The following is an 11835-nucleotide window of genomic DNA, read 5'->3' as shown; positions in this document are numbered from 1 at the left end:
CTCAGCTCCAGAGTTTTTCCAGTTCATACATCCGGCGGCTGTCTTCCTGCATGACATGCACCATGACTTCGCCGAGGTCTACAACAATCCAGTCTGAGATCCCTTGTCCTTCGACACCCAGAGGCATAATGCCGGCTTCGCGGCAGTCATCAACCAGATTGTCAGCGACTGACATCAGGTGACGAGTTGATGTACCGGTGCAGATCAGCATGCAGTCTGTAATGCTGGATTTTCCACGAACATCTATAGAAACAATATCCTGTGCTTTTGAATCTTCAAGTTTATCAATAATAAATTGTTGTAGTTCTGTGCCTTGCAAAAGGATCACCTTAATTTTATCAAAGTAGTTGAGTAACGCAGAATAATAGCATGCCCGTCTCTATAAACGTAAGCTGCTGAGCCGGGAAATCACATATGATTTAACTATCAACTATATAACTGCTGGGAATCAATATAATTTTGTATTAATGGAGGTAATAAATCATCACAGTTTAAGCCCTGTTGATGGCGGCGGCGAATATCAGTTGCTGAAATATCCAACAACGGTGTTTCGGCCAGATAAATGTAACCATGTGATTTATGACTTAATGGTGCGGGGGTATCAATTTTGTGCTGTTCAAGCCATTCCTGCATTTCTGGCGTTGAAAGCTGCCTTGAATAGCCGGGGCGAGAACAGACCAGTAAATGACAGATATCCAGTAATTCAGACCAGCGATGCCAGGTATGAATGGATTGCAGGGAATCCTGCCCGATGATAAATGCTAGCGGGCACTGCTCACCGACTTCTTCACGGAATGATTTTAATGTATCAACCGTATAAGAAGGTGTCTCACGCTGCAATTCCCGCGTATCAACAGTAAACAGGGGATTATCCTGTACTGCCAGACGCACCATTTCCAGCCGTTGCTGGGCGGTGGCTTCTGGTTGAGGGCGGTGCGGCGGAACATGGTTAGGTAACAGAATAACCTGTTTAAGCCCCGCCAGTTTTGCTAATGCTTCTACCGGACGTAAATGACCATAATGGATGGGGTCAAAAGTACCACCAAATAAAGCATGAATAATCGGTGAATTTAACGGTGGATGAGTTAAGGATGAATTAGTGGTGTGAAGCATTCAAAAAGCTCTCTGGTAATATTTTTCCGTGCGTTTTTCCGAGGTCTTTTCCGTATAACAGCAGCATAGAAAGGGTTTCCAGGTCAGCCCAAATAGATTGGCCATAATCCTGTTTGATGCGTAACTCCATCTGGGTCAACAAGTGTATAGCTGAGTGCAGATCTTGCAGTGATAGCCGTTGTAATGCGGCAGTCAAAAGCATCCGACGGTTTTGCCAGACTTTATGTTGATCAAACAGGGTCTTTAAAGGTGTTGTTTTTTCCTGACGCTTAAAGGTTAAGAGTAGCATCAGTTCTCGCTGTATAGTACGAAGCAGAATAATCTCTTCGGTATCTTCTTGCCGCAATTGTTTCAGGATATGCCATCCGCGTTTGACTTTGCCCGCCAGTAGAGCATCGACCCAATGGTAAGGGGCGAAATGTGCTGCATCATTGACAGCCTCTTCGACCCGATGAAGCGTCAGGCGATTATCAGGATAGAGCAACGAAAGCCGCTCCAGCGCCTGAGACAATGCCAGCAGGTTTCCTTCGTAGCAATAACACAGTAGCTGGTTAGCTTCATCTTCCAGTGACAGGCCCATACTTTTAGCTCGTTGTGCGACCCATTGAGGCAGACGGTTTTGCTCAGGATTGAGACAGCTGACATAAACACCATTTTTCCCGATGGCTTTGAACCAGATGCTGTTTTCTTGTGCCTTGGTCAGTTTATGCCCACGGAGTATCAATAAAACATCGTCATGCAGTAATTCTGATAGCTTAGCCAGACGCTCCGCCATTGCTGCATTGGGACCATTTTCAGGTAATAACAGGGTAATTGACTGACGGCTGGCGAACAGGCTGAGTGACTGGCATAAACTGAAGATTTCATCCCACTCGGTATGATTATCCAGTGAGAATGAGAAATGCTCCACAAAGCCGTGCTGTTCAGCTACTTTACGGATACTGTCCTGACTTTCCTGTAGCAGCAACGGTTCATTGCCCCATAGCAGGTAGTTATTTCGCAGCCCTTCATTGAGCTGCGAAAGAAGTTGTTCAGGATAGAGTCTGATCATTGCTTTTGTGTTTCAGCAGATTTAGGTTGCTCTGAACTTTGAATTGTCAGCAGTTTGCGTATCAGATGACGAGCAGCTTGTTCACGCATTTCCTGCTTAACAAGTTCGTTTTCCGCATCTTTTGCCAGAGCTTCCAATGGGTTATCAAAAAACGAACGTTCAACCCTTACCTCTAGTGGATAAATATTACCGTTCGGCATCAGAACCTGTGCATCAACATCCAGCACCATCTGGCGCTCCGCCGCTTTACCATCCTGAAAGACTGAAACCGTGACATTGTTTTCACTTGAGCCCAGTAATTTCAGAATTGGCAGTGAGGCACTGGCCTGTTCAGCAATTCTGACATCGTTCAGACGTAGTTGCTGACGTACTGCCCGTGCCAATGGCCCATAAGGATCACCAGAGTTGAGCTGTAATGTCTGGAGTTCTTTGGGAACCTGTGTTGTACCACGTAGATGAAAGCCGCAGCCAGCGGTGACCAGCACCGCTAACCCCAGCAACAACGTGAAAATACGATGTCGCATACTCTTTCCTATAATATTAACCAACGACCAGATTCAGCAATTTACCCGGAACATAGATAACTTTCCGGATACTGACGCCTTCAAGGTGTTTCGTTACGCTGTATTCCTGAGAAGCCATCTCCTGAACATATTCTTTTGTCGCATCTGCCGGTACGGTGATACGGCCACGGACTTTACCATTGATCTGAATAACGACCAGTTTAGTATCATCAACCATGGCTTTTTCATCAGCCTGCGGCCATGCAGCGGTATCAACGTCACATTTATCATTGCCAAGAGCTTTCCACATGACGAAGCAGGCATGAGGTGTGATAGGTGAAAGCATACGTACAATGGCTGTCAGCGCTTCTTGCATCAGGGCACTATCTTGCTCTGTTTCCTGCGGTGCGCGGGTCAGTTTATTCATCAGTTCCATGATGGCGGCTATTGCGGTATTGAATGCCTGACGGCGTCCGATATCATCCGTGACTTTAGCAATAGTTTTGTGCAGGTCGCGACGCAAATCTTTCTGTTCTGTTGTCAGGCTGGTGATATCCAGTGGCTGCATTTCGCCTTTATCAGCATTTTTGCTGACATGCTCGTGGACCAGACGCCATACACGTTTCAGGAAGCGGTTAGCCCCTTCTACACCAGATTCCTGCCATTCCAGAGTCAGTTCTGGTGGTGCAGCGAACATCATAAACAAACGAACGGTATCAGCGCCGTATTTATCAACCATAAGCTGTGGGTCGATACCGTTATTTTTGGATTTGGACATTTTGCTCATGCCGGTATAAACCAGCTCATGACCATCATTATCCATTGCTTTGATGATACGGCCTTTTTCGTCACGCTCAACAATAGCATCAGCCGGAGATACCCAGATTTTTTCACCGTTGCTGCCAGTGTAATAGAAGGCTTCAGCCAGAACCATGCCCTGACACAGCAGACGTTTTGCTGGCTCATCTGAATTGACCAGACCGGTATCACGCATCAGTTTGTGGAAGAAACGGAAATACATCAGGTGCATGATAGCGTGTTCAATACCACCAATATATTGATCTACCGGCAGCCAATAGTTAGCAGCAGTAGGATCAAGCATACCCTTATCGTAATCCGGGCAGGTATAACGAGCGTAATACCATGATGATTCCATAAAGGTATCGAAGGTATCCGTTTCACGTAGTGCAGACTGACCATTAATCGTCGTCTTAGCCCATTCCGGATCGGCTTTGATTGGGCTGGTGATGCCATCCATTACAACATCTTCCGGCAGAATAACCGGCAGTTGATCTTCAGGAACCGGAACTACGGTGCCATCTTCCAGCGTTGCCATTGGAATTGGTGCACCCCAGTAACGCTGACGGGAAACTCCCCAGTCACGCAGGCGGTAGTTAATTTTGCGTTTGCCAACACCCATTTCAACCAGTTTGTCAGCGATAGCATTGAAGCCGTCTTCATGGCTCAGCCCACTGAATTCGCCGGAGTTGATCAGAGCGTTCTTATCAGTCATCGCGCTTTCCTGAACAGTTGGTACATTACCCTCGTTATCCAGAATGACCGCTTTGATTGGCAGGTTGTATTTAGTTGCGAATTCCCAGTCACGCTGATCATGGCCCGGAACCGCCATAACTGCACCTGTGCCGTATTCCATCAGAACGAAGTTGGCAACCCAGATAGGCATTTTTTCGTTAGTTAACGGATGGATGACGAACATACCGGTCGGAATGCCTTTTTTCTCCATTGTTGCCATATCTGCTTCAGCAACTTTGGTATTACGGCATTCGTTGATAAATTCCGCCAGCTCAGAATTGTTTTCCGCCGCCTGTTTTGCCAGAGGATGACCCGCAGCTACAGCAACATAGGTAGCTCCCATGAAAGTATCCGGGCGGGTGGTATAGACGGTCAGCTTTTCCTGACTATCAGCAACCTTAAAGGTGATTTCAGCACCTTCTGAACGGCCAATCCAGTTACGCTGCATAACTTTGACCTGCTCAGGCCACTCTTCCAACTTATCCAGATCGTTCAGCAATTCTTCCGCATAATCGGTGATTTTAATAAACCACTGCGGGATCTCTTTACGTTCTACCGGGCTGTCACAGCGCCAGCAGCAACCATCAATAACCTGCTCATTTGCCAGAACGGTCAGATCGTTCGGACACCAGTTCACTGCGGAAGTTTTTTTGTAAACCAGACCTTTTTCATACAGTTTGGTGAAGAACCATTGTTCCCAGCGATAATATTCCGGTGTACAGGTTGCGACTTCGCGATCCCAGTCGTAACCGAATCCCAGCATTTTCAGCTGGCCTTTCATGTATTCGATATTGGAATAAGTCCACGGTGCTGGTGCGGTTTTGTTTTTAACCGCTGCGCCTTCTGCCGGTAAACCGAATGCATCCCAACCGATGGGTTGCAGCACGTTTTTACCAAGCATACGCTGGTAACGGGAAATCACATCACCAATGGTGTAGTTACGGACATGGCCCATATGTAGTCGGCCAGAAGGGTAAGGTAGCATGGACAGGCAGTAGTATTTTTCTTTACTGCTGTCTTCGGTCACTTTAAAAGTTTGCTTCTCTTGCCAATGAAGCTGGACTTGTTGCTCTATGTCTTCTGGACGATATTGTTCTTGCATGGCACCGATGATCCTATGGTGAATAATAATGCTACGCTTTTATCCCCTTCACCTTTCAAGCTGCCTCTTTGTTGTGCTATCTGGGATTAACTTCCCTGCCGACGCGATGCAACTCGAAATCTATTGGGGATAGCGAGTATGTTTGTTGATGAAATTTAAGATGACATAGCATAGCGGATAGGAATAGGGGCAACAACACCTGTTAGTGGAACAACACAGAAAATTACTGAATTTTTCACCCCTTTATCTTCCCTATCGGGAACAGAGGCAGTGTAAAGTCGGCGGTAATGTTGATACCGCCGACCAGTCACGTAATCAGTGCAGAATTTTTGCCAGAAAATCGCGGGCGCGCTCTGATTTAGGGTTGACGAAGAAATCTTCTTTTCTGCTGTCTTCGACAATTGTCCCCTCATCCATAAAGATAACGCGGTGAGCCACTTTTTTGGCAAACCCCATTTCATGGGTAACGACCATCATGGTCATTCCTTCGTTAGCCAGTTCAACCATTACATCCAGCACTTCATTGATCATTTCTGGATCAAGGGCAGAAGTGGGTTCGTCAAACAGCATAGCAATCGGATCCATACAGAGCGCGCGGGCGATAGCTACCCGCTGTTGTTGCCCGCCGGAAAGCTGAGAAGGAAATTTATGGGCGTGGTTTGATAACCCGACTCTCTCTAACAGTTTCAGGCCTTTTTCTGTTGCTGCCTGCTTATCGCGCTTGAGAACTTTAACCTGAGCCAGCGTCAGATTGTCAATGATCGATAGATGAGGGAACAGTTCAAAATGTTGAAATACCATACCAACTTGGGAACGCAATTGTGCCAGATCGGTTTTTTTATCATTGACTTGTGTTCCATTAACCGAAATTTCACCCTGCTGGACAGCTTCGAGGCCGTTGACCGTTTTTATGAGTGTGGATTTGCCGGAACCAGAAGGCCCGCAGACGACCACGACTTCGCCTTTTTTGACTTCAGTTGAACAGTCATTCAGCACCTGAAACTGACCATACCATTTGGATACATTTTTCAGCGAGATCATTAAATAGTCCTTTTCTTTAAATAGTTAACCAGCATCGAGGCGGAAAAACTAATGACAAAATAAACCAACCCGGCAAACAGAACCATTTCAACCTGTGTACCGTCACGTTCACCGATATTGCTTGCTGTACGGAAAAAATCCGCCAGACTCAATACGTATACCAGAGAAGTATCCTGAAACAATACAATACCCTGTGTCAGCAGCAACGGTATCATTGCCCGGAATGCCTGTGGCAGAATGACCAAACGCATACTTTGCATGTGTGTCATCCCTAATGCCAGCGATGCGGATGACTGACCACGGGAAATACTCTGGATACCTGCCCGGATAATTTCAGCGTAATAGGCCGCTTCAAAGATTGAGAACGCTACCATTGCAGAGATTAATCGGATATCAGTTTTTGGTGATATGCCCAGAACATTTTGAACTAAGCTAGGCACAATTAAATAGAACCATAACAACACCATTACCAGAGGTACGGAGCGGAATAGATTAACATACAGGGCTGCAAACCAGCTCAGAGCTTTAATGGAAGAAAGCCGCATCATTGCCAGAATGGTGCCCCAGGCAATGCCAATCACAATAGCTATCAGTGTTATCTCTGCGGTGATGATTAATCCATCCAACAGGAGCGGTAGGCTGGGTACAATCGAACTCCAGTCAAATTGATACATGTTCTATTTCCCTCCTATGTTGCCCGGCAGCTGTATTTTTTTCTCTAGTACGCTCATTGCCAGCATGATCACGAGATTGATGCCAACATATGCCAGTGTGATAACCGTGAATGTTTCATAGGCATGTGCGGAATAATCCAGTAATTTCCCTGCCTGTGCGGCCATATCCACCAGACCGATAGTGGAAGCAATCGCGGAGTTTTTCACCAGATTGAGCATCTCTGAGGTCATGGGTGGGGTGATGACACGATAAGCGTTGGGTAGCAGAACGTAGCGGTAAGTCTGAGGCAGAGTCAGCCCCATTGCCAGCCCAGCGGCTTTTTGCCCTCGTGGCAGGGATTGAATAGCCGCTCTGACTTGCTCACATACTCGTGCTGCGGTGAATAATCCGAGGCAAACCAGTGAGGAAAGGAAAAACTGGATATTAGGATCTAAGTCCATTTTGAACCAGTCACTCAGGTCTTTAGGCAAAAACTCCGGAACAACCAGATACCATATGAAAAACTGGACTATAAGGGGAACGTTACGAAAAAGTTCGACATAGCAGGTTCCTAACCCGGAAAGAAATTTATTCGGAACAGTCCGGAGAATGCCGAAAAAAGAACCGACAATAAATGCAATAACCCAGGCACATATTGAAAGAGCTATAGTTACCTGAAATCCAGAAATGATCCACCCCAGATAGGTGGTATTACCAAAAGGCGCTTCCTGTAGAAAGATGCCCCAGTTCCAATCAATTGACATACATATGCTCCCTGAAACATAAAAATGAGGTAGGAAACGGCTACCTCATACCCGTCGTGCCAATGAAATCGGGGTTTTAGGTTTATAATTAATTCAACGACTTATCATTTGGTGCTTTGAACAGTTCTTTCATCTCATCGGACAGAGTAAAATTCATATTCAGATTTTTGGGTGGAATCGGTTGTTTGAACCATATATCGAACATTTCTTCGGCTTTGCCTGACGTCTGTATTTCTGCAACCGTTTCATCCAGCAGCTTCTTGAACTGAGGGTCATCCTTGCGCATCAGACACCCATAAGCCTCTTTGGATTGCGGTTCACCAACGATAATCCACTGTTCAGGTTTTTTCGCTTTAGCGCGCTCTCCAGCCAAAAGTGCATCATCAACCATGAAGGCAACCGCGCGACCTGATTCCAGTGTTCGGAATGAATCACCATGATCTTTTGCGCTGATAATGCGCATTTTCATTTTTTTCTCATCGTTGAGTTTATTCAGCAGCATTTCAGATGTTGTGCCGGCACTGACAACCACATTTTTGCCACCCAGATCATCAAATCCTTTGATACCTGAATCTTTATTGGTCAGAAGGCGGGTATTGACGATAAAAATAGTATTGGAGAATGCGGCTTGTTTTTGGCGCTCAGGAGTATTGGTGGTGGAACCACATTCAAAATCAAAAGTACCATTTTGAAGCAATGGAATACGGTTCTGGGAGGTAACCGGAATCAGTTTAACTTGTAGATCGGGAGCACCAATTTTTTTCTTAATCGCTTCTACGATTAAATTGGAATGATCTTGGGCAAAACCGACAACATTCTGTTTTCCATCATAATAAGCAAATGGAACAGACGATTCCCTGTGCCCGACAGCAACAACACCACTGTCTTTAATTTTTTTCAATGTGCCGGTCAATTCCTCAGCATGGGCAGCTCCTACCGCGCTAAGCAACATTGTGGCTAACATAAACTTACGCATATACAGCTCCTTCATGTGGTTGTTTTATTCAAAACTGGGTTTGTTTGCAGGGGGTGTATCTATACACTTCGTCTTTCAAGTTGCCTCTTTGTTGGCTACGCTCACTCACCCCGGTCACATAGTTATCTATGCTCCTGGGGATGAGTTCCCTTGCCGCCGCGATGCATCTTGAAATTCATTGTGTATATGCTTTTATTTCTGTTTTACAGATATTGTTAATATAGAAATAAATTTCTAATATTGTTTTGTATATGAGTCGTAAAAAAATAATTCATAATGTTACTTTTTTGAAACATTGATGTTTTCATTTTGCGAGCCAACTCGAACTATAAACAAACAATTTTGTTTAAGTGTGATTTTGTGGCAAATAATTTTGAATCTTGTTCACAGTTTGCACTTTTTAGGAATAAATACCGTAACGCGGTGATTTTTTAGGCTGTTTTTGTGTTTTTTGTGAATATTTTAGAAATGAAACTAATGCAGGCATTAACGTTGGAGAAATTAACAGAAATGATGTACGAGAAAGAATAAGTTCAGTATGTAAATATATTCTGAACTTATTCTTTAGCAGATTTTTATGGCTTATTATTAAGTAGTTAACTAATTATGGCGGCGGTTTCTGATTAATCCGAACAAAATAAATAATACAGTCATTCCCCAAACCGGCCAGTTCCCAGTACGGAAGTAAGGGGTTATCCCACTGGCTGGAGTGACCTCTGCTTCCAATACCTGACGTGTGAACTGCGGAATTTCAGCCTGTATCGAACCATCTGGCCTGATTACGGCAGTAATGCCATTATTAGTCCCCCGTAGTAATGGGCGACCCAGTTCAAGAGCGCGCATCCGTGCCATCTGGAAGTGTTGCCATGGGCCGATAGATTGCCCGAACCACGCATCGTTGGAAATTGTCAGCAAAAATTCTGTGCTGGGTTTGAAATTATCGCGGACTTGCTCACCCAAAATAATTTCATAACAGATAGCAGCAGTAACGTTATAACCCGCAACAGAAAGCTGGGGCTGTATATAACTGCCCTGACTGAAAGAGGACATTGGCAGGTTAAATAAGGGCGCCAATGGACGCAGTAATGATTCCAGCGGTACAAATTCACCAAATGGCACAAGGTGATGTTTGTCATAGCGGTCAGCCGCCGGGTACTGGTAAGGCGTTTTCTCTCCTAGCACAATAATACTGTTATAGAATTTATATCCGTCTAATGTCGGTTGGGCATCAGGAATACCGGTAATCAGGCTGGTGTGATGTTGCCTTAGCAACGCATCCAGTTTGGTCAGGAAGAGACTCTGGTCGTGTTCGTAGTCAGGAATTGCGGCTTCTGGCCAGATAATAATGGGAACTTTCCCAATAAAAGGGCGGCTGTTATCCAGATAGATATCCAGAGTTTTGCCCAATGCTGAAGGGTCCCATTTTATTTCCTGAGGGATATTCCCCTGTACCAGTGCTATATCAGCCGATTTTTCCGGTAGTAGGATGTACCACTGATAATGCCTCATTGGCCACGGTAACATCAGTAAAGCAATAGCAGTGATGGCCGCTACGATTTTTTTATGTACGGTAGCAAAAACCAGTAACCCGCTGATAATCATTAACAGGAAGGTAATACCTTCTACCCCGAAAACCGGTGCAACGGCTTTTAACGGACCATCAATTTGACTGTAGCCAAATTGTAGCCACGGAAAACCGGTAAGTACCCAACCACGTAAAAATTCCGTTAATTGCCATAGAGCAGGGCTGACAATCATCAGCCGTATCCCGTTTGAGGCAGGGAAAAAGCGGTTAAGTAACCCGGCAAACAGAGCCGGATAAAGCGCAAGGTAAGCCGCCAGCAGGACAACTAAAAAGATATTAACGGGTGTTGGCATACCCCCGAAACCGGCAATGCTGACATAAACCCAGTTTGTGCCGCTGCCGAACAGCCCAAGCCCCCAGCAGAAACCAATAAAGATGGCTTGTCGGGTGGTTCGGTTTAACGTCAGTATTTGCAGGCCAAAGAGAGAAATAAGAGCAGCAGGCCAGAAATCAAAAGGTGAAAAAGCCAGTGTTCCACTGGCTCCGAAGAAAAGCGCCAGCAAGGCACGCAGCCGCTGGCAACTTATTAATGAGGTTTTGTTCATCCAGATCCCATTAGTCTTTATCAAGGCCAGGAACTTCAGCATCATCCGGTATTTTTACATGAACCTGAATGATTTTACGGCTATCTGCCATTGCTACTTTGAAATGATAGCCATTAATGCTGATGGATTCTCCACGGGAAGGCAGATGCCCGAATGCCTGCATGACCAACCCGCCGATGGTATCAACTTCTTCATCACTGAAATTAGTGCCGAAAACATCGTTGAAATCTTCAATCTGAGCCAATGCTCGTACTGAGTAAGTATGGCGGCTCAGGGCACGAATGTCGTTATCTTCGTCATCGTCGTACTCGTCCTCAATTTCGCCTACAATCAGTTCAAGTATATCTTCAATCGTGACTAGACCGGAAACACCGCCGAATTCATCGATAACAATCGCCATATGGTAGCGTTGGGAACGGAATTCTTTCAGCAATCGGTCAACGCGCTTACTTTCCGGCACCACCACCGCTTGCCGCAGAACTTTATCAATGCTGAAAGGTTCTGCGTTCGTGCGCATAAATGGCAGAAGATCTTTTGCCATCAGAATGCCTTCAATGTGATCTTTATCCTCGCTGATCACAGGGAAGCGTGAGTGGGCTGACTCGATAATGACATCCAGACATTCGTCCAGAGGTTGATTGCGTTTTAAGGTAACGATTTGTGAGCGTGGGATCATAATGTCACGCACGCGCTGGTCAGCAATATCCATCACCCCTTCGAGCATTTCTCGGGTATCGGGATCGATGAGATCGTTCTGTTCAGAATCACGGATCAGTTCAACTAAATCATCGCGGTTTTTCGGCTCACCGTGGAAAATCTGATTAAGAAGTGCAAAAAAGCCTTTCTTAGGTCCAGGGCTATCGTTACTAGAAGGATGGTCGTCGCTCATGGCGTTCTAATTTTATTTCCTCATTAATTAATGTGTATATACCCTACGTCTTTCAAGCTGCCTCTTTGTTGGCTGCGCT

The 11835-nt window shown here is 45.5% G+C and carries 11 protein-coding genes; all 11 read right to left on the bottom strand.

Annotated elements, in window-relative coordinates:
- Nucleotide 1 precedes the first annotated feature (1 nt).
- The gene (gene rsfS, locus AAC855_RS08765) at nucleotides 2–328 is read right to left on the bottom strand and encodes a ribosome silencing factor (RefSeq protein WP_340609199.1); all 327 of its coding nucleotides are present in this window, start codon (nucleotides 326–328) and stop codon (nucleotides 2–4) included.
- A gap of 98 nt (nucleotides 329–426) precedes the next feature.
- Complete coding sequence (nadD, locus tag AAC855_RS08760) at nucleotides 427–1113, bottom strand: nicotinate-nucleotide adenylyltransferase (RefSeq protein WP_340609198.1); 687 nt, start codon at nucleotides 1111–1113, stop codon at nucleotides 427–429.
- Entirely contained in the window at nucleotides 1097–2164 is a 1068-nt protein-coding gene (gene holA, locus AAC855_RS08755; RefSeq protein ID WP_340609197.1) for a DNA polymerase III subunit delta, read from the bottom strand. The genes nadD and holA overlap by 17 nt, the downstream gene beginning before the upstream one ends.
- Nucleotides 2161–2688, bottom strand: a complete 528-nt coding sequence (lptE, locus tag AAC855_RS08750) for an LPS assembly lipoprotein LptE (protein ID WP_340609196.1) — start codon at nucleotides 2686–2688, stop codon at nucleotides 2161–2163. The genes holA and lptE overlap by 4 nt, the downstream gene beginning before the upstream one ends.
- Nucleotides 2689–2704: 16 nt before the next feature.
- Entirely contained in the window at nucleotides 2705–5302 is a 2598-nt protein-coding gene (gene leuS / locus AAC855_RS08745; protein ID WP_340609195.1) for a leucine--tRNA ligase, read from the bottom strand.
- A 315-nt stretch (nucleotides 5303–5617) separates the two neighbouring features.
- Nucleotides 5618–6343: an amino acid ABC transporter ATP-binding protein gene (locus tag AAC855_RS08740; protein ID WP_340609194.1), complete on the bottom strand. Its 726-nt coding sequence runs from the start codon at nucleotides 6341–6343 to the stop codon at nucleotides 5618–5620.
- Entirely contained in the window at nucleotides 6343–7017 is a 675-nt protein-coding gene (gene gltK, locus AAC855_RS08735) for a glutamate/aspartate ABC transporter permease GltK (protein WP_340609193.1), read from the bottom strand. The genes AAC855_RS08740 and gltK overlap by 1 nt, the downstream gene beginning before the upstream one ends.
- A gap of 3 nt (nucleotides 7018–7020) precedes the next feature.
- Nucleotides 7021–7761, bottom strand: coding sequence for an amino acid ABC transporter permease (locus AAC855_RS08730; protein WP_340609192.1), 741 nt, complete (start codon nucleotides 7759–7761; stop codon nucleotides 7021–7023).
- Between the two features lie 88 nt (nucleotides 7762–7849).
- Nucleotides 7850–8737, bottom strand: coding sequence for a glutamate/aspartate ABC transporter substrate-binding protein (locus AAC855_RS08725; RefSeq protein ID WP_422824366.1), 888 nt, complete (start codon nucleotides 8735–8737; stop codon nucleotides 7850–7852).
- A gap of 600 nt (nucleotides 8738–9337) precedes the next feature.
- Nucleotides 9338–10867 (bottom strand): apolipoprotein N-acyltransferase, encoded by a 1530-nt coding sequence (lnt, locus tag AAC855_RS08720; RefSeq protein ID WP_340609191.1) that lies wholly within the window; start codon nucleotides 10865–10867, stop codon nucleotides 9338–9340.
- A 10-nt stretch (nucleotides 10868–10877) separates the two neighbouring features.
- Complete coding sequence (gene corC, locus AAC855_RS08715; RefSeq protein ID WP_099121695.1) at nucleotides 10878–11756, bottom strand: CNNM family magnesium/cobalt transport protein CorC; 879 nt, start codon at nucleotides 11754–11756, stop codon at nucleotides 10878–10880.
- Nucleotides 11757–11835 lie beyond the last annotated feature (79 nt).

The sequence above is a fragment of the Xenorhabdus bharatensis genome, assembly GCF_037996705.1.
Lineage (GTDB): Bacteria > Pseudomonadota > Gammaproteobacteria > Enterobacterales > Enterobacteriaceae > Xenorhabdus > Xenorhabdus bharatensis.
Note: the sequence above shows the minus strand (reverse complement) of the source record. Positions and strands in the feature narration are given on the sequence as shown.